Source organism: Pseudomonas sp. W3I7 (assembly GCF_030816095.1).
Taxonomy (GTDB): domain Bacteria; phylum Pseudomonadota; class Gammaproteobacteria; order Pseudomonadales; family Pseudomonadaceae; genus Aquipseudomonas; species Aquipseudomonas salomonii.
The window spans coordinates 2,613,076-2,635,709 of record NZ_JAUSXP010000001.1 but is presented as its reverse complement, the minus strand read 5'-3'; the positions used below and the strand labels follow the sequence as shown (position 1 = coordinate 2,635,709).

Here is a 22,634-nt window from a genome sequence, read left to right as displayed (position 1 = left end):
GCGGAGCCTGTGCTGAGTACAAGAGCGTCGTCCCGTCAACGGGGTACGACCCGGCATTATTCGACAAGGACGTGACACCCATGAAATCTGCCTCATTGAGCGAGGGCCGTCGCGGCCCTGCGCAAATATGGAACAGTGCGCCGCAATTGGCGCACATCCCCTTTATCAAGCCCTCCTCCCTGGTGCCACGCGGTGCGCGCGTGGTGGTCATCGCGCCTCATCCCGGCGACGAGGTGTTGGCCTGTGGCGGTTTATTGCAACTGCTCAGCACCCTCAACCACCCGCTGCAGTTGATTTCGATCACCGACGGCAGCGCCAGCCACCCTGGCTCAAACGCCTGGCCGGCAAGCCGCCTGAGTGTGATCCGGCCGCAGGAAAGCGCCGAGGCGTTGCGGCGCCTGGGCATGCCGCTGCACAGCCTGAAGTGGATTCGTGGCGGGTTTTGTGACAACGCCCTCGCCGCCCGCGAGCAACCCATGAGCCAGTTCATTGCGCGCTACCTGCAACCGGGTGACGTGGTGTTCACCACCTGGCGCCACGACGGCAATGACGACCATGACGCCGTCGGCCGCGCCAGCGCCAAAGCTTGCATGCTCACCGGCGCGCGCCTGTATGAGCTGCCGATATGGGCCTGGCACTGGCCGCTGCGCGAAGGCTCGGTGATCCCCTGGCAACGCGCGCGCAAAGTGCGCCTGGACAGTTGGAGCGTTGCGCGCAAACTTCACGCCGCCCACGCGTATGCCAGCCAATTGGTCGGCGACCCGGAGATCGGCCTGGCGCCGATGCTTGCCCAGGAATTGCTGGAGCGCATGCGTGAGCCCTATGAGATCGTGTTCGCCTAGGGCAGCGCTCGTCTGTACCTGTTAATTCTCACAGTAGCGGCCGGCGCAATGTGCGACTAGGGTGCAAAAAGTCCTGCACGGGTTGACGTGCAGTCGAGAAAGCCATGCCAACCCCTTGCATTCGCCGGTGTTTTCGCCGAACAGGTAACCTGTAGTCCCTGCTCCGTATCGCGCACTTCCTTGCCATGGCTATAAGTGCACCTGATTGTCCAGGTGCAGGAACTGCCATCGGACAAGGAGCAGTCATGCGCACACTGCCAGTTTCTCTCACGTATTTGGCTATCACGTTGATGGCTGCTTGGCCACTGCCGTCGCCAGGCGCCTGCACGATCAACACCACCGCCGGTGATGACACCTCGACCTGCGACAGCGGCACCGCACCGGGCTTTACCGACACCGGCGGCAGCAACACGCTGAACATCAGCGGCAGCGGCACTGTCAACGGCACTGTCACCTTCGGTGCCGGCAACGACCAGGTAGACATCAACGGTGCGACCGCGGCAATCAATGGGGCGTTGGACCAGGGCGACGGCGCGAACACCTTTCGCCTGACGTTGGGCACCGTCGGGGCCGTCACCCAAAGGGATGGCGCGGACCTGGTACAGATTAGCGGCGGGCAGGCCGGGGCGATCATCCAGGGCGCGGGCATCGACAGTTTTGTAATGCGCGGTGGCACTGTCGAGTCTCTGGCCCAGGGTGACGGCCATGACATATTCGACATGAGTGGTGGCACCATCACCGGCGCGTTTGAAGACGGCGATCAAGCGGTGATGACGGGCGGGCAAATCGGACGCGTCGATATGAAACTGGATAACAACGTCTTCGATATGCGCGGCGGGACCATCGTCGGCAACCTTGTCACAGGGCTTGGCAGGGACACCATTCTGGTGTCGGGGACCAGCATCATCGGCGGCAATATCAGTACCAGCGCCGGCGTGGATCTGATTCGGTTCAGTGGTGGCAGGGTCAACGGCCAAATCCTCACCAGCTTCGGCGCCGATCAGTTCATCTGGATCGACGGGGGAATCATCATTGGGGCAATCCTCCTGGGTGCCGATGATGATACTGCTCTGCTGAAAAACCTCAGCGAGACCTTGCTGGCCTCCAACCCCCAACTGGACGGCGGCCCGGGTAACGACACGCTGACCTTTGACGCCACACAAACCAATGCCCCGAGCCGCTATACCGGCTGGGAACGGGTGTTTTTAGTCAATGGCTCAGCCCTGACACTGGGCGGCGTATTCGTGTTGGGAGGCAGTGATACCGGGACTGGCGCGATGAGCATCGATGCAACGAGCCGATTGAGCGTTACCACCGGCACCCTCTCACCCTTCACGGCCGGGCAATTGGCGAGTTTGAACAACGCCGGCCTGATCGACATGACCAGCGACAGTTCCAGCGCCACCGACAGTTTGACAATCAACGGCAATTACCTGGGCACGGGTGGCCGACTTGCACTGCAAACGGTGCTGGGCGCGGATAACTCAGCCAGCGACAAACTGGTGGTCAGCCAAGGCACACTGCAGGGCACCACGGCGATCAGCATTACCAACCTGGGCGGTGCCGGGGCATTGACCGTGCAGGATGGCATTGCGGTGGTGCAGGCAACCCAGGGCGCCACCAGCAGCGTCGGTGCCTTCTCGCTGGCAGGCCCCGTATCTGCCGGCGCGTTTGACTATCACTTGTTTAAAGGCGGCGTAACTGCCGGTACTGAGCAAAATTATTACCTGCGCTCCACCGTGCCTGCCCTCCCCGCACCCGGTGCGGTGATAGCGGCGCCCGCCCCTGCGCCTGGCACACCGGCACTGCCACCCAGCTCGGGCAGCGCCGCCATCCCCCTCTACCGCGCTGAAGTGCCGGTTTACTCGGTGCTCTTTGAGGCCGCCGAACACATCGTCCACGGCATGCTGGGCACATACCATGAACGCCAGGGCGATCAGGGTCGGCAGCAACCGACCGGAGTGTTTCCAACCGGCTGGGCCCGCGTGTTCGGCGGCAACAGTCGCCAGAGCTTTGCCGGGACGGTCAGCCCGACGCTGGACAGCTCAGTGTCGGCGTTCCAGGTGGGCAGTGACCTGTACGCCACCACCACGGACAACGGCAAGACTCACCGATTCGGCTTTTTTGTCGGCCACAGCCGCTTGCAAGGCGACGTCAAGGGGTTCAACGCGGGTTTCCAGAACAAGCACGCGGGCAGCCTCACCTTGCGCGGCGACAGCCTGGGCGCGTACTGGACAATGATCGGCGCCAACCGCGCCTATCTGGACCTAGTGGTAATGGGCACCCGCTTCTCCGGCAACAACGAGTCCGACCGAGGCATCAAGATGACAACCAAAGGCAGCAATGCATTGGCGTCCGCCGAAGTGGGCTGGCCGTTTACCGTGAGCGCACACTGGGAACTGGAGCCACAAGCCCAGCTCATCGTCGACCGCACCCGACTGGACAGCCAGCACGACCGAATCTCCGCCGTTGCCTACGACGCCGATACCCACGTCACCAGCCGTCTCGGTGCCCGCCTGCGCGGCAGTTATGAGCTGCATGGCATGCCGCTGCAGCCGTATCTGCGCGCCAACATCTGGCATGCCCGAGCCGGCACCAACACGGTGCGCTTCGATGAAGCTACCGACATCGACACTGAGCAAAAGTCGACCACGCTGGACCTCAACCTCGGCGCCAACCTGACCATTGCCAAAGGCATCAGTCTGTACAGCCAACTGGGCTACAACCGCAACCTGGACAGCAACGCGCTCAACGGTCGCCACGCCACACTGGGGCTCAGCATGGATTTCTAAACCGCATGTTTGTATCACTCTGTGTACAGGAGGCGTCGCGATACACAACGTTTAACCCATAGCGTTTGCTGAAACACAGCCGATACAGCGCGACGTTCAACTGAGCACCCGGCACCCATCAAGCCCAAGGAGGCTCGCCATGCACGCTCAGTTGAAACGCCACCCACTGTTCCTGGCCTTTGCCCTGTTGCCCTTCGCTGCCGTGGGCATGGCCCATGCCGAGATGCCCGAGCCGCAACCCGCGGCAGCGCAGCACCAAGCCGGTTTCGGCACGCTTAAGCACGTCAAGGCCGGCCTGCTGGAGGTGGCCTACGCCGAGGTCGGCCCGGCCAATGGCCAAGTGGTGATTCTGCTGCATGGCTGGCCCTACGATATCGACAGCTACGCCAACGTCGCGCCGCTGTTGGCCGCCAAGGGCTATCGCGTGTTGATCCCGTATGCGCGAGGGTATGGCGACACGCGTTTTCTGTCGGATAAGACCCTGCGCGACGGTGAGCCGGCAGCGTTGGCCCAGGATGTGATCGACTTCATGGACGCGCTGAAGATCCAGCAAGCGGTGCTCGGCGGTTATGACTGGGGGGCACGTTCGGCGGATATTGTTTCGGCGCTGTGGCCCGAACGCGTGAAGGCGTTGGTGTCCGTCAGTGGCTACCTGATCGGTAACCAGGCCGCCGGCAAAAACCCGCTGCCACCGAAAGCGGAATTGCAGTGGTGGTACCAGTTCTACTTCGCCACCGAACGCGGCGCCGCCGGTTACCAGAAAAACACCCACGAGTTCGCCAAGCTGATCTGGCAGACCGCCTCGCCGAAGTGGGCCTTTGACGACGCCACCTTCGAGCGCAGCGCCAAAGGCCTGGACAACCCCGATCACGTGGCCATCACCGTATTCAACTACCGCTGGCGCCTCGGCCTGGTGCAGGGCGAAGCGCAATACGCGGCCCTGGAGCAAACACTGGCGCAGTCGCCGAGCATTAGCGTGCCGACCATCACCCTTGAAGGCGACGCCAACGGTGCGCCGCACCCGCTACCCGAGGACTACGCCAAACGTTTTACCGGCAAGTACCAGTTCCGTCTGGTCAGCGGCGGCATCGGCCATAACCTGCCGCAAGAAGCGCCGGCGGCGTTTGCCAAGGCCGTCATAGACGCCGAACAGCTGTGACGGTTCTAGCCATATGCCACACCAGAAAATGTGAAATTTTTGTTAACTATGTCTCCCCAAAGGCTTTTTTGCTTCGGCCCGATCTGCCACACTAATGCGAATAATTATCAACAGATTTATTATTCGCTAGGGACGGCGTTCAGGGGAGACTCCGTTTCATGTCTGTGCAACTTCATGGTGGCAAAGCTTTTACACCCAGTTTGATGGCGTTGGCGGTTTGTCTTGCCACCTCACCCGCGGCCTTCGCCGCCGACGCGCAACAGCCGCCAGAGGTGGTTGAGCTGGGTGCGACGCAGATCAACACTGAGCAAGTCCTCGGTGCGACGACCGAAGGCAGCCAGTCCTACACCACCGGCTCGATGGCAACCGCGACCAAACTGCCGCTTACCCTGCGTGAAACCCCGCAAGCGGTCACGGTCATTACCCGTCAGCGGATGGACGACCAGGCGATGACCAGCATCAACGACGTGGTAAAAGCCACGCCAGGTCTGTTCCTGAATTTCTCCAGTGGACCTGGCCGAGAAGCCTATACCTCACGTGGTTTCGACATCGACAACCTTATGTATGACGGCATCCCCACCGGCTATAACGGCGTTTCAGTCGGCGCCCAGCCGAACCTGGCAATGTTCGACCGCGTCGAGATCGTGCGCGGTGCCACCGGTTTGGTGACTGGCGCCGGCAACCCTTCGGCGGCCATCAACCTGATACGCAAGCGACCACTGGACGAGCAGAAAGTCACCCTCACCGGCGCCGCCGGCAGCTGGGACGACTACCGTGGCGAACTGGATGCCTCCAGCCCACTCAATGACAGCGGCACTTGGCGCGGCCGGGTTGTGACCTCTTACCGTGACGCCAATGGGTTTATCGATAAAGCCAAGGAAGACCATGGCTTGTTCTATGCCGTCACCGAGGCAGACCTCAGCGAAGACACCACCCTCACCCTCGGTTTCTCGAACCAGAAGGACAAGACCAATTACTTCTGGGGATCTTCGATGGTCGGCCAGGACGGTCATCACTTGAACCTGCCGCGCTCCTACAACCCAGGGACCACTTGGGAGAACAAGGACCAGGAAATCAACACGGTGTTTGCCGAACTGCGTCAGCGCCTGGCCAACGACTGGAAACTGCAGATCAACGCCAACTACGCTGAGCAGGACGCGTTGTTTTCGGGCTCCTACCAGTCGCGCTGGGTCAACAACACCCTGGCGCGCACGGTTTACCAGGCCTCTTACGATGAAAACCAGGCCGGCGTCGACGCCTTCGCCAGCGGCCCCTTCCAGGCCTTCGGGCGTACCCATGAATTGGTGGTCGGCGCCAGCCGCCGCATCTATGACATGACCACCCACAACTACAGCCCGTACAACTTGAACTGGCCGCTGACGGCGGGCAAACCGGACTTCGTCCACACGACCAACGACCGCGACGTCACCACTCAGGACGGTGTCTACCTCACCACACGTCTGAGCCTGGCCGACCCATTGAAGCTGATCCTCGGCGCCCGTCTGGACTGGTATGACTACGATGCCCATGGCAGCAACGATGGCGATTACCATGTAACGCGCAACCTCACCCGCTACGCCGGACTTATCTACGACCTGGACGACCACCACTCGGTGTATGTCAGCTACAGCGACATCTTTACCCCGCAGAGTGACAAGGACAGCACCGGCACACCGCTCAAACCGATTGTCGGCAAGAACTATGAGGTCGGTATCAAGGGCGAATACTTGGGCGGCGCACTGAATGCGAGCGTCGCACTGTTTCGTGTAGACCAGGAAAACCGTGCCGTGGCGGTGGTGGTGCCGAACTGCCCGCAGGCATCCTGCGCGGTAGCTTCAGGCGAGATTCGCAGCCAGGGTATCGACATGGAGCTGCAGGGCGCATTGACCCCCAATTGGCAGGTTGGCGGCGGCTACACTTATGCGCGCACCCACACCATCAAGGATGACGCCAACCCGCAAAATGTTAACAAACAGTTCGACACCGACGTCCCGGAACACTTGTTCAAACTGACCACCAACTACCACTTCCAGGGCGCTCTGGAAAAGCTCCGTGTGGGCGGCAACATCTCCTGGCAGAGCCGCCTGTATAACGACTTGCAAGTCGCCGACGGCAGCACCTACCGCCTCAAGCAGGGCGCCTATGCCGTGACCGACCTGATGGCCGGCTACAAGGTCAACCAGCATCTGGATTTGCAGCTCAATGCCAACAACATCTTTGATCGCACGTATTACAAGTCCATCTCCAACTCCGTGAGCTACGGCGGTGATTCCTACGGCGCCCCGCGCAATATGATGGTGACCGCCAAATATAGCTTCTGATCCTGTTTATATTTTCGGTCGCCCGCTCGGGCGACCGTTCTTAAGTCTCCCTATTCACTGCCGATAACGATTTGCTACAGCTGATCCGGCAAAAAACCTGATACCTGCTTTGCTTTTTACCGGCGGCCCATCGTGGCACGCCGCATGCTTTGTTCCTGGCTCGACCACATGGAGTAAGAGTGAATGCCCGAACGCGCCCGCTTCCTGGAGCACTACCGCAAAGCCGACCGCATCATGCTGGCGTTGATCTGGCTGATGTTTCTATTCTCCCTGGGCCTGGCCTTCTGGCACGACACCTGGCTGCAAGCCGTGATCGTCGGCGGCGGCGCCAGCGTGGTGCTTACGCTGCTGTATCGCGCCCTCGGTGGCACCCGATTGATGCGCTGTTTGCTGGGCGCCGGCCTGATGGTCATGGCCGCGCTGCAGATCAACCAGTCCGAGGGCTTGATCGAATCGCACTTCGGGATCTTCGCGCTGCTGGCGGTGTTGACGTTTTACCGCGACTGGCTGCCGATCCTGGTGGCCGCAGTGACCATCGCCGTTCACCACGTGGTGTTTCACGCGTTGCAGCACCAGGGTTTCCCGGTGTTTGTGATGGACCATCATGGCGGCTGGGACATGGTGTTCGTGCACGCCTTCTACGTCGTGATGGAAACGGTCGCCCTGCTCTACCTCGCCATTCATAGCCAGGCCGAGGCTGTCGAAAGCCAGGAAATGCTGGAAAAAATGCTCGCTGTGACCTCCCAGCTCACGGTAGAAACCGCCCAAGGTGAAGGCAAGGCGCATGTGTCCCTGGCCAAGCGTTTCGACCACTTCCTGCAACAGATCACCCACCTGATCGATGGCGTGACCCGCGACTCCCACGGTCTCGGCCAACTCGGCCAGGCGTTGGCCAGCGCCAGCGGCACCCTGGAAACCGGCGCGCGCCATCAGTTGGCGGAAATCAACCAAATGACCGGCTCCATGCAGCGCATGGAAGACGCCACCGCCCACATCACCCAACACGTCGAACACGCGGTGGAGCACGCAGGTCAAGCCCGCGAACAGATCGTGCGCGGCCAGCAAAGCGTCGGCCGGGCCCAACATGAAATCACCCAGCTGGCCTCACGTATCGACGGCACCAACGAAACCGTACAGGGCCTGGCCACCCAGGCCGAACAGATTGGCTCGGTGCTTGAAGTGATCAGCAGCATCGCCAACCAGACCAACCTGCTGGCGCTCAACGCCGCCATCGAAGCCGCCCGCGCCGGCGAGCAAGGCCGAGGCTTTGCGGTGGTCGCCGACGAGGTCCGCAGCCTCGCGCAACGCACCGCCGTCTCCACCCAGGAAATCAAACAGATCATCGAGGGCCTGCAACACGGCAGCCGCCAAGCCGTTGAGGCGATGCACGACAGCCAGGCCGGCGTGGCGCGCTGTGTGCAGGACAGCCAACTGGCGGTGGACATGTTGCAGGCCGTGGGCGCCGACATCGCGCATATCGACGAGCTGAACGGGCGAATCGTGACGACCACCCGCGAACAGACCTCGGCCAACCTGGAGATTGTCGGGCGCTTGCAGTCCGTGCAGAACATTGCACAAAGCACCGCGGATGATGTGGAAACCCTGGCGCGCAGCAGTGAGCGGTTGCCTCCGATTGCAGTGCGGCTGGATGCGTTGGGGAGGCGGTTTCATCCGTGAAGACAGCGTCAGCGTGAAGATGGCTCAGCCTGGCAGAATCGCTGATTTTCTTGCCCGCATCCGCGCCAAGGCATACACCGTGCGGGTGCGCCAGCCACTGACACAAGCGTGCCTCTGAGTACCAGGCTCTTCAGGTACGCAGCTTGGCCACAGGTTACTGTTCCAGTGCATCCAGCGTGCGTTTCAGTCGCCTCAGGTTGCTGTTGACGATCAACTTATGCGCCGGCCCCACCGGCAACATGTACAGACGCCCAAAGGTGTTATGGGTGACCACCGATGAGGTGATCGTAAACACCCGCTCACTGATCGACAGGCAAATCATCACATCCAGGTGCCGGTCGCGCTCGGTCAGCACCAGCACATCCGGGGCGCTGTGTTCTACCAGGAAAAAATCCAGCCGCTCGCCCGCCTGCACAGTGATTCGCCGCGAGCCCGAGAACCCACCGATGCGTTTCACACCGAACAACGAAGAAATCCGGTCGCGGATTCGGAAGGCCAACCGCATGAACATCCCAGGTTCGGCGGTCATGATGTTCCACGCCTCCAGTGCAGTGATATCAGCGGGCAACACGACCGACCTTCGGTCGTAGTAATCAAGCGCTGTCGGTGCACCCAGCGTGTGAACAATATTCGGGGTAACCAACTGATTTTCTCCCTGAAAAACGCGGTTTGTGATGAAACAGGTCAGTGCCTGCAGGGCGCAGGTTATTTTGCACGGCGGCTCAAGTAAAGCGCGGGACAGGCTGGGTGTCTTGGTAAGCCAAGATAAGCCTGACCTCACGGGCGGCCTTCTTGATTGTGACCCACGCGCGTTGGGGTTCACGTGTTAATTGCTCAAGCGCCTCAACTGCATTTATCCTCAGCGCTCCCATCCGCCCCAACCCGGAGCCGCCATGGACCTCGCCACCCTCGCCCTCTTCGTCCCCGCCTGCTTCGCCCTGAACATGGCGCCCGGCCCCAATAACCTGCTGTCCGTGAGTAACTCCACGCGTTATGGCTATCGCACGTCTTGCCTTGCCGGTATTGGCCGTTTGCTGGCCTTTGCCGGCATGATCGCCCTCGCCTCTGCCGGCTTGGCGGTGGTGCTGCAAACCTCGGAGCTGCTGTTCTACGGGATCAAGCTTCTCGGCGCGGCGTATCTGTTTTATCTGGCGTTCCAGTTGTGGCGGGCTAATCCGCAAAAAGAAGCCGAATCAGCGACGCACCAGGTGGGATTGTGGGCCTTGGCGCGTCAGGAGTTTCTGGTGGCGGCCGGCAACCCAAAAGCCATCCTGATCTTCACCGCGTTCCTCCCGCAATTCGTGGTGCCAGGCCAACCGATCACCCCACAATTCGCACTGCTGGGTGCGATGTTCCTGGGCCTGGAATGGGTCGCCATCAGCGCCTACGCGTACATGGGCCTGCACATGCGCCGCTGGTTTGCCGAACCCAGCGGCAAGCGGCTGTTCAATCGTTGCTGCGCCGGGTTGTTATCGGCGGCGGCGACGGTGTTGTTGATGGCGCGCAGGACTTAATTATCACTCCACAAGACAAGGAAGAAGTCGATGAAAACCCTGATAGTCGGTGCAAGCAAAGGCCTGGGCAAAGCCTTGATCGAAGGCCTTGGCGAGCACGGCGACACGCTGATCGGCGTATCCCGCAGCCGTCCTGAAACCCTCGCGCCGCTTGCCGGTGTGCACCTGCATTGGGTCGAGGCCAACCTGGCCGCGCCTGCCAAGGCTGCGCAGGTCATCGTCGACGCAGTCGCAGAGCAAGGGTTGGACACGTTGATCTACAACCTCGGCATCTGGGAAGCGTTAGCCTTCGACCCGGCCTACCTGTTCACCGCCGACAGCGACGACCAGCTGGAAGCCATTGTCAGTTGCAACATCACTTCAACCATCCTGCTGATCAAACGCCTGCTGCCGGTGCTACTCAAGAGCGCCAACCCGAGGATTATCCTCACCGGCTCCACCTCCGGCCTGCCGCAAAGTGGCCGCCCGGAAGTCGCCTTTGGTGCCTCCAAATTCGCCCTGCGCGGAATCGCCGATGCCTTGCGCGAAGGCTACCGGCAACAGCGCCTGGCGGTGACATGCCTGAACCTGGGCTACCTGAACACCGAAGACCCGCTGAGCACACCTCGCGCCCAGGCCGCGCAACGCGATGAAGGCCACTCGATTCCCGTGCACGATGTGGTGCAGGTGGTGCGTATGACCTTGAGTTTGTCTTCGGCCAGTTTCGTCAAGGACATCACCTTGCCCGCCATCCTTGACGAGCGCTTTTGAACCAGGAGAACGCAGCATGACCCGAACCCAGCTCGCCGACTTTTACCAAGGCTACATCGACTGCCTCAACCGCCAGGACTGGAAGCACCTAGGCCACTTCGTCCACCCGCAGGTGACCTACAACGCCACCGCTGTCGGCCTGGCAGGCTACCGCGCGATGCTGGAACGCGACTTTCGTGAGATCCCCGACCTCGTGTTTCGCATCCAACTGCTGGTAGCCGACCCGCCTACCGTCGCCAGCCGGTTGAATTTCACCGTGAGCCCCAGAGGTGAATTCTTCGGGCTGCCGATCAATGGCAGGACCGTGACCTTCGATGAAAACGTGTTCTACGAGTGCCGCGACGGCAAAATTGCGCAGGTCTGGTCAGTCATCGACAAAGCCGCGATAGCACAACAACTGACACCCAATAAGCCTTGATCGACTGTCGTCTAGACTCTCTACACCCGACCACCCCGTGGAGACTCGCGATGAACAAAAACACCCTCTGCCTCTGGTACAACGGCACCGCCCTGGAAGCGGCCACTTTCTACGCCAAGACCTTCCCGGACAGCATTGTGAAGGCCGTGCATCACGCCCCCGGCGACTTTCCGGCGGGCAAGCAAGGCGATGTGTTGACCGTCGAGTTCAGCGTGCTGGGCATTCCCTGCCTGGGCCTGAATGGTGGCCCGGCGTTCCCCCACACCGAAGCGTTTTCGTTCCAGGTGGCCACGGGCGACCAGGCCGAAACCGACCGCTATTGGAACGCCATTATCGACAACGGCGGTCAGGCCAGCGCCTGCGGCTGGTGCAAGGACAAGTGGGGCGTGTCCTGGCAGATCACCCCGCGCGTCTTGTCTGAGGCGGTGACTCACGCCGACCCGGACATCGCCAAGCGTGCGTTCGATGCGATGATGACCATGACCAAGATCGACGTGGCCGCCATCGAAGCTGCGGTAGCTGGGCGTTGAACGCAACACAGACCTAAAGTGGGAGCGGGCTTGCTCGCGAAAGCGGTGGGTCAGTCAATTTAATGGTCACTGATACACCGTATTCGCGAGCAAGCCCGCTCCCACAGTTGAACGAGTCAGGCTTGCCGGCTCCCGCACCCGCCCGCACTCTGGCATCCTTGCGGCCTCAGTCGTCGAACACGAGTCTCAGGCCCATGAACCATGGCGTAAAACTTGAACCGCGCACCCTCCCGGTCCCAAGCTCGATCAGCGCTCCAGCCCAGGCGACACTCCAGCGCCTGGTCGGGGCTGATGGCGTGCCGCTGAACGCACTGCACAGCATGCCCGCGTCGCACGACCACGATGGCTGGCGCCAGCTTCAGGCCGTCGTCGCCCAGAACTACGCCAGCGCCAATGCAGGGCAAGCGGATGCCCTGCGCGCCAACCTGCACACCATCACGGTAGAAAGCGCCACCGTGCACGTGGCCACACCGCAAGGCCCCACGCCCTTTGCCTACATTGATCTGCACGGCGGCGCACTGGTGTTCGGTGGCGGCGAAAACTGCCGTATTGCCGCCGGCAAGCAGGCCGACCAGCACAACGTGATGTGCTATGGCATCGACTACCGCATGCCGCCCGACCACCCGTACCCGGCGGCGCTGGATGACTGTTTGGCCAGCTACCGTCATGTACTCAAGCACCATGCGCCTGAACATATCGTGATTGGCGGCCGTTCGGCAGGCGGCAACCTGGCGGCGGCAATGGTCTTGCGCGCCCGTGACGAAGGGTTGCCGATGCCGGCGGCGCTGGTGCTGCTCTCGCCGGAGGTCGACCTGACCGAATCCGGCGACAGTTTCCAAGTCAACCGAGGCGTCGACGTGGTTCTGCCCATGCCGCTGATGAGCACCAACTTGCTGTATGCCAACGGCGCGGAGTTGTCCCACCCGTACCTGTCGCCACTGTTTGGTGATTTGACTGGCTTCCCGCCGACCTTTCTGCAAAGCGGCACACGGGATCTGTTCCTGTCCAACACCGTGCGCATGCACCGTGCCTTGCGCCAGGCGCAGGTGCCGGCGGTGCTGCATGTGTTCGAGGCCATGCCCCATGGTGGCTTCATGGGGGCACCGGAAGATGCGGAGCTGGCAGCCGAGGTCGCCGCATTTGTGCGTGAACACCTGCGGCGGGGTTGACACATTAAGCAGGCGTTGGGCGAGCTGCTGTAAACGCCCTGTCGGGTTCATGCGCCAAAAAAAGACATCCAACGGACCGCCCGGTTGCGAGCGGTGCGATCCCGGCCTATGTTCCAAGGCACGCGTTTACTTTGCTGCTCCACCTCTGTCTGCTCGCAACCAAGGTGAATTCATGCCCAGCCTCCCACGTCCCGCCGTGCTCGAACTGATCGGCAACACGCCGCTGGTCAAGGTCAGCCGTTTCGATACTGGCCCTTGCACGCTGTTTCTCAAACTTGAATCACAGAACCCCGGAGGTTCGATCAAGGACCGCATCGGCCTGGCGATGATCGACGCCGCCGAACGCGACGGCCGCCTGCAACCGGGCGGCACCATCATCGAAGCCACCGCCGGCAACACCGGCCTGGGCCTGGCGCTGGTCGGCCGGGCCAAAGGCTACCGTGTGGTGCTGGTGGTGCCCGACAAGATGTCGACTGAAAAGGTCTTGCACCTCAAGGCCATGGGCGCCGAGGTGCATATCACGCGCTCCGACGTGGGCAAGGGCCATCCCGAGTATTACCAGGACGTGGCCGCGCGCCTGGCCAAGGACATTCCCGGTTCATTTTTCGCCGACCAGTTCAACAACCCCGCCAACCCGCTGGCCCACGAAACCAGCACCGCCCCGGAAATCTGGGCGCAAACCCAGCATGATCTGGACGCGATTGTGGTCGGTGTCGGTTCGGCCGGCACCCTCACCGGGCTTACGCGCTTCTTCAAACGCGTGCAGCCCGAGCTGGAAATGGTGCTGGCCGACCCGGCGGGCTCGGTGATGGCCGAATACAGCCGCAGCGGCAAAATGCAAACGCCCGGCTCCTGGGCCGTGGAAGGCATCGGCGAAGACTTTATCCCCTCGATTGCCGACCTCTCCAGCGTGCGCCATGCCTACTCCATCAGCGATGAAGAAAGCTTCGACCACGCCCGCCAGTTGCTCAAGGCCGAAGGCATTCTCGGCGGCTCATCCACCGGCACCCTGCTTGCCGCCGCACTGCGTTATTGCCGCGAACAAACCGAGCCCAAGCGCGTGGTCACCTTCGTCTGCGACACCGGTACGCGCTACTTGTCCAAGGTCTACAACGACCAATGGATGAACGACGCAGGCCTGTTGCAATACAAACACTACGGCGACCTGCGCGACCTGATCGCGCGGCGCTTTGAAGACGGCCGGGTGATCAGCGTCAGCCCCGACGACAGCTTGCTCACCGCCTTCCAGCGCATGCGCCTGGCGGATGTCTCGCAACTGCCGGTGCTGGTGGATGGGCGTGAATTGGTCGGCGTCATCGACGAATCCGACATCCTGCTGGGCCTGCATCAGGACGCCACACATTTTTCCATGGTGGTGGCAGACGCCATGAGCAAAACCTTGCAAACCCTGGCCCCCAGCGCCAGCCTGGCCGAACTGCAGGCGGAACTGGATCGCGGCCTGGTCGCCATTATTGCCGACACATCCGGCTTCCATGGCCTGATCACCCGTGTCGACCTGCTTAACCACCTACGGAGATCCCTTGCATGAGCCTGCCCGATAAAAGCGCGTTTGCCACCCGTGTGATCCACGCCGGGCAATCCCCCGACCCGACCACGGGCGCGCTGATGCCGCCGATCTACGCCAACTCCACCTACTTGCAAGACAGCCCCGGCGTGCACAAGGGTTTTGATTACGGGCGCTCCCACAACCCCACGCGGTTTGCCCTGGAGCGCTGCGTGGCCGACTTGGAGGGCGGCAGCGCTGCGTTTGCATTTGCTTCCGGGCTGGCGGCGATTTCCACTGTGCTGGAGCTGCTGGATGCTGGCGCGCATATTGTCTCCGGCAACGATCTGTATGGCGGCACCTTCCGCCTGTTCGACAAAGTGCGCCAACGCAGCGCCGGGCACCGCTTCAGCTTTGTCGACCTCAGCGACCTGTCGGCCTTTGAAGCCTCGCTGCAGAGCGACACGCGCATGGTCTGGGTCGAGACCCCGAGCAACCCGCTGCTGAGCCTCACCGACCTCAGCGCCATTGCGCGCCTCTGCCGCGATCGCGGCATCATCTGCGTGGCCGACAACACTTTCGCCAGCCCATGGATCCAGCGCCCACTGGAGCTGGGCTTCGACATCGTGGTGCACTCCACCACCAAATACCTCAACGGCCACTCCGACGTGATCGGCGGCATCGCCATCGTCGGCCACAACCCGGACCTCGCCGAGCGCCTGGGCTTTTTGCAAAACTCGGTCGGCGCAATTGCTGGCCCGTTCGACGCCTTCCTGACCCTGCGCGGGGTAAAAACCCTGGCACTGCGCATGGAGCGCCATTGCAGCAACGCCCTGGACCTGGCCACCTGGCTGGAGCAGCAGCCGCAGGTCTCACGGGTGTACTACCCAGGCCTGGCCTCGCACCCGCAGCACGCACTGGCGCGCCAGCAGATGCGCGGGTTTGGCGGGATGATTTCGGTGGATTTGAACAGTGATCTGGCGGGTGCCACACGTTTTCTGGAAAACGTGAAGATTTTCGCCCTGGCCGAAAGCCTCGGCGGCGTGGAAAGCCTGATCGAACACCCGGCGATCATGACCCATGCGAGCATTCCAGCGGCGACGCGGGCGCAGTTGGGGATTGGCGATGGGTTGGTGCGGTTGTCAGTGGGGGTTGAGGATGTGGAAGATTTGAGAGCCGACCTGGCCCAGGCGCTGGCCCTCATCTAGACGCCTGTGGGAGCGGGCTTGCCTGCGATACAGACACCTCGGTGTATCAGTTGCACCGCGGTGATGCTATCGCAGGAAAGCCAGCTCCGACACAAGCCAGCTTTCACAAGGGGGATTGTGTCAGGCTGAAGTGACGTTGGCCCGCGCCGAGTGCAGTTTTTTATAGCTCTCGATCAAGCGCAAATGCCGATCCAGGCCTTCCAGCTTCATGCTGGTCGGGGTCAAGCCATAAAACCGCACACTGCCGTCCACCGAACCCATCACCGCATCCATCCGCTCGTGACCGAACATCCGGCGGAAGTTGACCTCGTAATCGGCGAGGTCCAGGTCATCGTCCAACTGCATCTCCAACACCGCATTCATCGCCTGGTAGAACAGGCCGCGTTCAGCAGTGTTGTCGTTGTATTGCAGGAACATCTCCACGCACTCCTTGGCCTCCTCATATTGCTGCAGGGCCAGGAAGATCAGCAGTTTCAACTCCAGGATGGTCAACTGGCCCCAGGCGGTGTTGTCGTCGAACTCAATGCCGATCAAGGTGGTGATGTCGGTGTAATCGTCCAGCTCGCTTTCGATCAGACGCTCGACCAACGCCTGCAGCGCCTCCTCGTCAAGGCTGTGCAGGTTGAGGATATCGGCACGGAAAAACAGCGCCTTGTTGGTGTTGTCCCAGATCAGGTCGTCCACCGGGTAGATTTCCGAGTAGTCCGGCACCAGGATCCGGCAAGCCGTAGCGCCCAGATGTTCGTACACCGCCATGTAGGACTCTTTGCCCATGCCTTCGAGAATGCCGAACAGAGTGGCGGCCTCTTCGGCGTTGGAGTTTTCACCTTCGCCCGAGAAGTCCCACTCGACAAACTCATAGTCCGACTGTGCACTGAAGAAGCGCCACGACACCACACCGCTCGAATCGATAAAGTGCTCGACGAAGTTGTTTGGCTCGGTCACCGCCTGGCCTTCAAAGGTCGGCTGTGGCAGGTCATTCAAGCCTTCAAAACTGCGGCCCTGGAGCAGTTCGGTGAGGCTGCGCTCCAGCGCCACTTCCATGCTCGGGTGCGCGCCGAACGAGGCGAATACGCCGCCGGTGCGCGGGTTCATCAGGGTGACGCACATCACCGGGAACTCGCCGCCCAGGGACGCGTCCTTGACCAGCACCGGGAAACCCTGGGCTTCCAGGCCTTCGATCCCCGCGACAATGCCGGGGTACTTGGCCAACACGGCTGCGGGCACATCCGGCAAGGCGAACTCGCCTTCGATGATTTCGCGCTTCACCGCACGCTCGAAAATCTCCGACAGGCACTGCACCTGGGCTTCAGCCAAGGTGTTGCCCGCGCTCATGCCGTTGCTGAGGTAAAGGTTTTCGATCAGGTTGGACGGGAAATACACCACTTCGCCGTCGGACTGGCGCACGAACGGCAGCGCAACAATCCCGCGTTCTTCATTGCCCGAGTTGGTGTCGAACAGGTGTGAACCGCGCAGCTCGCCCTCGCGGTTGTAGACCTTCAGGCAGTAGGCGTCGAGGATTTCACTCGGCAGTTCATCCTTGGGCCCGGGCTGGAACCAGCGCTCGTCCGGGTAATGCACGAACGGCGCGTTGGCCAGTTCCTCACCCCAGAACTGGTCGTTGTAGAAGAAGTTGCAATTGAGTCGCTCGATAAACTCGCCCAACGCCGACGCCAGTGCGCCTTCCTTGGTCGCGCCCTTGCCGTTGGTGAAACACATCGGCGAGTGTGCATCGCGGATATGCAGCGACCACACGTTGGGCACGATATTGCGCCACGAGGCGATTTCAATCTTCATGCCCAGGCCGGCGAGAATGCCGGACATGTTGGCGATGGTCTGCTCCAGCGGCAGGTCCTTGCCGGCGATGTAGGTGCCCGCCTCGGAAGTGGAATGGGGCATCAACAATGCCTGGGCATCCGCGTCGAGGTTTTCCACTTCTTCGATGACAAATTCCGGCCCGGCCTGCACGACTTTCTTTACGGTGCAGCGGTCGATGGAGCGCAGGATGCCCTGGCGGTCCTTATCGGAAATGTCCGCCGGCAACTCGACCTGGATCTTGAAGATCTGGTTGTAGCGGTTTTCCGGGTCAACGATGTTGTTCTGCGACAGGCGAATATTCTCGGTTGGAATATTGCGTGTTGCGCAGTACAGCTTCACAAAGTACGCCGCGCACAACGCCGACGAAGCCAGGAAGTAATCGAACGGACCCGGGGCCGAACCGTCGCCTTTGTAGCGAATCGGCTGGTCGGCAATCACCGTGAAGTCATCGAACTTGGCTTCAAGCCGAAGGTTGTCGAGAAAGTTGACCTTAATTTCCATGCGGGCACACCAGAATAACGAGCTAAACAAATTGGCCGCCATTATGAAGATTTTCACCGGGAAGTCTCAGGGTTTTGCGAATCGGCTGCCGATCGGTGCCCGTTCAGCCGAGGCGGATCGACAGTTCGATGTCATCGGCAAACGGCACCGACAGGTAGCCATTCCCAGGTTCGCGCACATGCGCCAGGTATTCAGGGCAGTAGTTGGTGTTGTCAGCCACCACCAATGCGCCCGGCCGCAGGTGCTTCTCTACCAGCTTCAGCACGTCGCCATACAGCGACTTGGCACCATCGAGCAGCAGCAGGTCGACCGTTTGCGGCAGGTTTGCAGCCAGTGAAACCAGCGCATCACCTTCACGCACTTCGATCAGGTCGCTGACGCCGCCTTGGATGAAATGCTCACGGGCCAGGGCGATCTTTGACGGTTCGAATTCGCTGCCGATCAACACACCGCCGCCGTTGTCACGCAGTGCGGCAGCCAGGAACAAGGTGGACAACCCAAACGAGGTGCCGAACTCGACAATGGCTTTTGCACGGCTGCTGCGGGCCAGCATGTAGAGCAGGTTGCCGGTGTCACGCGAGACGGGCAGCCACAGGTCCTTGAGCATCGTATAAAGCTCCAGGTATTCGGTTTTGCTGTGCATCAGGCGGTTGCGTTCTTGCGGCGACACCGTGTCGATGAGCGGGCTGGTCGCCGCATTGGCTTGGGTGTAGAGGCGTTCGATCAAGGCGGCAAGAGGCGCGGTGGTCAGGGTGCTCAGGGTGGTCATGATTGATTTCCGTCGAAGGGGGACTAAGATGCGACTGATTCGTCGCATTAAAAGTATGCGAGTGATTCATCGCCTTCGCTATTCGCGTTCGCCCAGCGCTCGGAGCCCGAAATGCCGCCCCGCCAAACTGCCCGTATTGCCTCGCGCAAACAGCCGCAACAGGCACGCTCCACCGAGCTGGTGGCGGCGATTCTCGAAGCCGCTATTCAGGTTTTGGCCAAGGAAGGCGCCACGCGTTTCACCACCGCGCGGGTCGCGGAAAAAGCCGGCGTGAGTGTCGGCTCGGTGTATCAATATTTCCCCAACAAGGCTGCGATCCTGTTTCGATTGCAGAGCGATGAATGGCAGCAGACCACCCAAATGCTGCGCGACATCCTCGAAAAAACCGAAGTAGCACCGCTGACGCGCCTGCGTACCCTGGTGCATGCATTTATCCATTCCGAGTGCGAAGAGGCGCTGATGCGTGGTGCGCTGCACGACGCAGCGCCGCTGTACCGCGATGCGCCGCAAGCCGTGCAAGTGCGCGCAGCCGGCCGACAGGCCTTCGAGACCTTCATGCTCGAGTTGCTGCCCGAGGTGCCCGACGCAACCCGCGCACTGGCGTGCGACCTGATCCGCAGCACGCTGGGTTGCGTGGGCAAGGACTTTTCCTTCAGCCCGCGCACCGCTGCCGAGATCGAGGTGTACGCCGATGGCATGGCCGCCATGTTCAGCGCTTATGTGAATGCACTCAATCGGAGCTGATTGCTTAACAACGCCGTAGCAGAAGGTTCACACGCTGATTGAAGGCACCGACGACCGTGGGAGCTGGCTTGCCTGCGATGGCGTTGGGTCAGTCACCGATGTATGCACTGATAGACCGCTATCGCAGGCAAGCCAGCTCCCACTTTGGATCGATGTGCATCATGCAAATGAGCTTCGAACAACAGCCCTGTTTAAGCACGCCCAATCGCTGCTATGTTTCGCCCCTGACCAAGCCAAGGAATGTGCCATGGAACCGTTAGCCACAAACGCTGCATTGGTGATCATCGACATGCAGCAAGGCATGAATGACCCCACGCTGGGGCGCCGCAATAACCCCGACGCCGAGGTGCAGATACAACACCTGCTGCGTGCCTGGCGGCAATCCAGTCGCCCTGTGGTGCATGTGCGGCATATGTCCCGCAGCCAGGGCTCGGTGTTTTGGCCGGGCCAACCGGGCTGCGAGTTCCAGCCGGCACTGGCGCCGCTCAAGCATGAGCATGTGGTGGAAAAAAACGTCCCGGATGCATTCGCCGCCACCGGCCTGGAGCGCTGGCTGCATGGGCGTGGGATCCGGCAATTGGTGATCGTTGGGGTGATCACCAACAACTCTGTCGAGTCTACGGCGCGCTCCGGCGGCAACCTGGGTTTTGAGGTCACCGTGGCGGCGGATGCCTGCTACACCTTTGATCAAACCGATTTGTCGGGTCGCCTCTGGCCTGCCGAGGATGTACATGCCCTGTCGCTGAGCAACCTGGCGATGGATTACGCCAGGGTCACAGGCACCGCCAATATCCTGGGCATGCTTTAGAAAACGCCGGCCTGGGCGAGCATGTCGACAAGCCCTTCTGGCCATACCGTGTCTGCCGTCGATCGCAGTTCCTGAATCGACCACCAATGATGATCCGCCATGACCTGGACTTCCTGCGCCGTCCATTCGTCTCGCGAAAGGTGCTCGTTTTGCGCCTTAACAACAAAGTACTGTTCAATGGCCAACACTGTTTCGCCACTGGGCAGCATCAGCTCAAATCGGCGGTCTGCTACCGGCGCTTGCACGCCACTGACCACAATGCCGGTCTCTTCGCGCAGCTCACGGATCGCCGCCGTGTGGAAGCTCTCCCCGGCTTCGACGCCGCCGCCGGGTGTCGCCCAGTAATTCCTGCCGGCCAGCGCTCCTTTCTTGTGCACAAACCGGAACAGCAGCACTTTTCGCGCAGGGCTGATCACCAGCAGCCGCGCGGCTTGACGTTCACGCATGGGCAACAACCCTTTCGCCCAGACGCTCCACCAGCCTGACCAGATAACCATCCGGGTCCTGCACCAGAAACTCGCGCTGCCCGACCTCGACTTCGCCTGCCCGGTACCACACGTCTTTGCTGGCCTTGAACACCGGGTGTGCCGCCCTCTCCAGCCGTTGAATAACCGGATGCACCGCCACGACATCAATCTGCAGGTTCATGCCGCGCCCAAACGGGCGTTCCAACGCGCCCGTGAGCCATTGATTGGCGTGTGGGTCGACTTGCTCAAGCATCACCTGAGCGCCGTCCAGATCGAGATACGCGAAGCCGTCTTCCAGGCGCTGATAAGCCACCGTGAACCCCAGACAACCGACCCAGAACTCAAGGCTGCGGCTCAGGTTGGTCACCATCAATTCCGGGACCAGATTATTTCTATGCATCATCCAGCTTCCATGGTGGATTTGAGTAACTGCGCGATCGTGTCGCGCAACTCACCGTGTTGATCTTCAGCGTAAGGTGGCGCGGTTTTCCAGTCGTAGAACCACACCGGCATCTTGCGTTTGTCCTCCGGCTCCGAGGCGTAGCGCGGGAAGATATGGCAATGCAACTCCGGTTCCGAGTTGCCCAGAATCTCGTAGTTCATGCGCAGTGCACCGGTAGCCGCCAGCACGGCATCGCCAAGGCGCGCCATATCGAGCAGGTAGATTGCACGCGCCTCGGCGTCCAGATCATTGAGGCTGGCAACCACCGGGTCGGGCAACAACAAACAATAACCCGGCAAGAACTGCACATCGCCCATCACCGCCCAGCCTGAGGCCATGCGGCAGATGACTTTATCGTTGGCGCCATTGCGGGCCTGTTCTACACGTTCCGTGATCAGTGGCATGCATTGTCCTTAATGAGAAGATATCGACGGCATCTTAACTGTGATAACACTGTGGGGCTAAGCACTTCCAATCTGGCGACCCCCCTATGCGAATCACCTGCCTTCATACCGCAGCCAGCAACATTGCCGTCTTCGACGCAGCCGCACAAGCACTGGGAATCGCACCCGCCAATTTGCAACATGAAGTACGTGCGGACCTACTGGCCGCGGCGGAAAAAATGGGCGGGCTAACGCCTGAAATTGCGGCTTCAACCGCCAACGCATTGCTTTCACTCGCTCAGCACGCCGACGTCGTAGTGCTCACCTGCTCGACGTTGGGGCCATCGGTAGATGAGATTGACGAGCGCATCCCGTCATTGATTCTCAGGGCGGACCAAGCCCTCGCCCTTACAGCCGTTCAAGCAGGCGGCAAGGTCGTGGTGTTATGCGCCGTCGAAACCACCCTCGCCCCCACCTCGAGCCTGTTCTACCGCGCAGCGTTGCAGTCAGACGCAACCGTTGACGTGCGGCTGGTTCCAGGCGCATGGGCACTGTTCAAGGCGGGCAATATTGAGGGTTATTTGTCGACCATCGCCAAGGCGGCCGATCAGGCCTATATCGATGGCGCATCCGTGGTTGCGCTGGCCCAAGCCTCCATGGGCGGGGCCGCTGCCCTCGTGACGGCAGGGCCGACGCCGCTGACCAGCGCGACCGCCGGCCTGAAGGCTGCCTTGAAGGCAATCAAGGGTTAATCCAAGTGCGCCTTCCGGCAGGTTAATTTCTCAGGACAAAATCAATTGTTGTTGTACACAAAATAA

General features: G+C 61.1%; 21 protein-coding genes. 15 read left to right on the top strand and 6 right to left on the bottom strand.

Annotated features, from left to right (window positions below):
* The first annotated feature begins 80 nt into the window (after positions 1–80).
* The 5 genes from QF043_RS12120 to QF043_RS12100 all read left to right on the top strand — a co-directional run bounded on the left by QF043_RS12120 (position 81) and on the right by QF043_RS12100 (position 8,791).
* Positions 81–842 (top strand): PIG-L deacetylase family protein, encoded by a 762-nt coding sequence (locus QF043_RS12120; protein WP_307418652.1) that lies wholly within the window; start codon positions 81–83, stop codon positions 840–842.
* Positions 843–1,087: 245 nt separating this feature from the next.
* Positions 1,088–3,634 carry an autotransporter outer membrane beta-barrel domain-containing protein gene (locus tag QF043_RS12115; RefSeq protein WP_307418651.1) on the top strand — a complete coding sequence of 849 codons (2,547 nt, stop codon included), beginning with the start codon at positions 1,088–1,090 and terminating at the stop codon, positions 3,632–3,634.
* 139 nt (positions 3,635–3,773) lie between these two features.
* Positions 3,774–4,793 (top strand): alpha/beta fold hydrolase, encoded by a 1,020-nt coding sequence (locus QF043_RS12110; protein WP_307418650.1) that lies wholly within the window; start codon positions 3,774–3,776, stop codon positions 4,791–4,793.
* A 158-nt stretch (positions 4,794–4,951) separates the two neighbouring features.
* Complete coding sequence (locus QF043_RS12105; protein ID WP_307418649.1) at positions 4,952–7,114, top strand: TonB-dependent siderophore receptor; 2,163 nt, start codon at positions 4,952–4,954, stop codon at positions 7,112–7,114.
* Positions 7,115–7,297: 183 nt separating this feature from the next.
* The gene (locus QF043_RS12100) at positions 7,298–8,791 is read left to right on the top strand and encodes a methyl-accepting chemotaxis protein (protein WP_307418648.1); all 1,494 of its coding nucleotides are present in this window, start codon (positions 7,298–7,300) and stop codon (positions 8,789–8,791) included.
* A gap of 154 nt (positions 8,792–8,945) precedes the next feature.
* On the opposite strand, the gene QF043_RS12095 is transcribed toward QF043_RS12100, so the two are convergent.
* Complete coding sequence (locus tag QF043_RS12095) at positions 8,946–9,434, bottom strand: DUF2867 domain-containing protein (protein WP_307418647.1); 489 nt, start codon at positions 9,432–9,434, stop codon at positions 8,946–8,948.
* A gap of 250 nt (positions 9,435–9,684) precedes the next feature.
* Here QF043_RS12095 and QF043_RS12090 point away from each other — a divergent pair, with 250 nt between their 5' ends.
* The 7 genes from QF043_RS12090 (at position 9,685) to QF043_RS12060 (ending at position 15,884) form a co-directional block, all read left to right on the top strand.
* Positions 9,685–10,305, top strand: a complete 621-nt coding sequence (locus QF043_RS12090) for a LysE family translocator (protein ID WP_307418646.1) — start codon at positions 9,685–9,687, stop codon at positions 10,303–10,305.
* A gap of 30 nt (positions 10,306–10,335) precedes the next feature.
* Positions 10,336–11,055: an SDR family oxidoreductase gene (locus QF043_RS12085; protein ID WP_307418645.1), complete on the top strand. Its 720-nt coding sequence runs from the start codon at positions 10,336–10,338 to the stop codon at positions 11,053–11,055.
* Positions 11,056–11,071: 16 nt separating this feature from the next.
* Positions 11,072–11,473 (top strand): ester cyclase, encoded by a 402-nt coding sequence (locus QF043_RS12080; RefSeq protein WP_307418644.1) that lies wholly within the window; start codon positions 11,072–11,074, stop codon positions 11,471–11,473.
* Positions 11,474–11,523: 50 nt separating this feature from the next.
* Positions 11,524–12,003 carry a VOC family protein gene (locus QF043_RS12075; protein ID WP_307418643.1) on the top strand — a complete coding sequence of 160 codons (480 nt, stop codon included), beginning with the start codon at positions 11,524–11,526 and terminating at the stop codon, positions 12,001–12,003.
* A gap of 194 nt (positions 12,004–12,197) precedes the next feature.
* A complete protein-coding gene (locus tag QF043_RS12070) occupies positions 12,198–13,172 on the top strand; it encodes an alpha/beta hydrolase (RefSeq protein WP_307418642.1) in 975 nt (324 codons plus the stop codon).
* 172 nt (positions 13,173–13,344) lie between these two features.
* Entirely contained in the window at positions 13,345–14,721 is a 1,377-nt protein-coding gene (locus QF043_RS12065) for a cystathionine beta-synthase (protein WP_307418641.1), read from the top strand.
* Positions 14,718–15,884 (top strand): cystathionine gamma-synthase, encoded by a 1,167-nt coding sequence (locus QF043_RS12060; RefSeq protein ID WP_058420436.1) that lies wholly within the window; start codon positions 14,718–14,720, stop codon positions 15,882–15,884. Before QF043_RS12065 ends, QF043_RS12060 begins: the two co-directional genes overlap by 4 nt.
* 120 nt (positions 15,885–16,004) lie before the next feature.
* On the opposite strand, the gene QF043_RS12055 is transcribed toward QF043_RS12060, so the two are convergent.
* A complete protein-coding gene (locus QF043_RS12055; protein ID WP_307418640.1) occupies positions 16,005–18,203 on the bottom strand; it encodes an OsmC domain/YcaO domain-containing protein in 2,199 nt (732 codons plus the stop codon).
* 103 nt (positions 18,204–18,306) lie between these two features.
* Positions 18,307–18,963, bottom strand: a complete 657-nt coding sequence (locus QF043_RS12050; RefSeq protein ID WP_307421368.1) for an O-methyltransferase — start codon at positions 18,961–18,963, stop codon at positions 18,307–18,309.
* A gap of 120 nt (positions 18,964–19,083) precedes the next feature.
* Here QF043_RS12050 and QF043_RS12045 point away from each other — a divergent pair, with 120 nt between their 5' ends.
* Positions 19,084–19,716 carry a TetR family transcriptional regulator gene (locus QF043_RS12045; RefSeq protein WP_307418639.1) on the top strand — a complete coding sequence of 211 codons (633 nt, stop codon included), beginning with the start codon at positions 19,084–19,086 and terminating at the stop codon, positions 19,714–19,716.
* 247 nt (positions 19,717–19,963) lie between these two features.
* Entirely contained in the window at positions 19,964–20,524 is a 561-nt protein-coding gene (locus tag QF043_RS12040) for a cysteine hydrolase family protein (RefSeq protein WP_307418638.1), read from the top strand.
* On the opposite strand, the gene QF043_RS12035 is transcribed toward QF043_RS12040, so the two are convergent.
* From QF043_RS12035 to QF043_RS12025, 3 genes are read right to left on the bottom strand one after another with little or no spacing between them, the layout of a single operon-like run.
* Positions 20,521–20,970 (bottom strand): NUDIX hydrolase, encoded by a 450-nt coding sequence (locus QF043_RS12035; protein WP_307418637.1) that lies wholly within the window; start codon positions 20,968–20,970, stop codon positions 20,521–20,523. The two genes, QF043_RS12040 and QF043_RS12035, sit on opposite strands and share 4 nt — an antisense overlap.
* Positions 20,963–21,394 (bottom strand): VOC family protein, encoded by a 432-nt coding sequence (locus QF043_RS12030; protein WP_307418636.1) that lies wholly within the window; start codon positions 21,392–21,394, stop codon positions 20,963–20,965. Before QF043_RS12030 ends, QF043_RS12035 begins: the two co-directional genes overlap by 8 nt.
* Positions 21,391–21,837, bottom strand: a complete 447-nt coding sequence (locus QF043_RS12025; RefSeq protein WP_307418635.1) for an HIT family protein — start codon at positions 21,835–21,837, stop codon at positions 21,391–21,393. Before QF043_RS12025 ends, QF043_RS12030 begins: the two co-directional genes overlap by 4 nt.
* An 86-nt stretch (positions 21,838–21,923) precedes the next feature.
* Here QF043_RS12025 and QF043_RS12020 point away from each other — a divergent pair, with 86 nt between their 5' ends.
* Complete coding sequence (locus QF043_RS12020; RefSeq protein ID WP_307418634.1) at positions 21,924–22,568, top strand: aspartate/glutamate racemase family protein; 645 nt, start codon at positions 21,924–21,926, stop codon at positions 22,566–22,568.
* Positions 22,569–22,634: the final 66 nt, after the last annotated feature.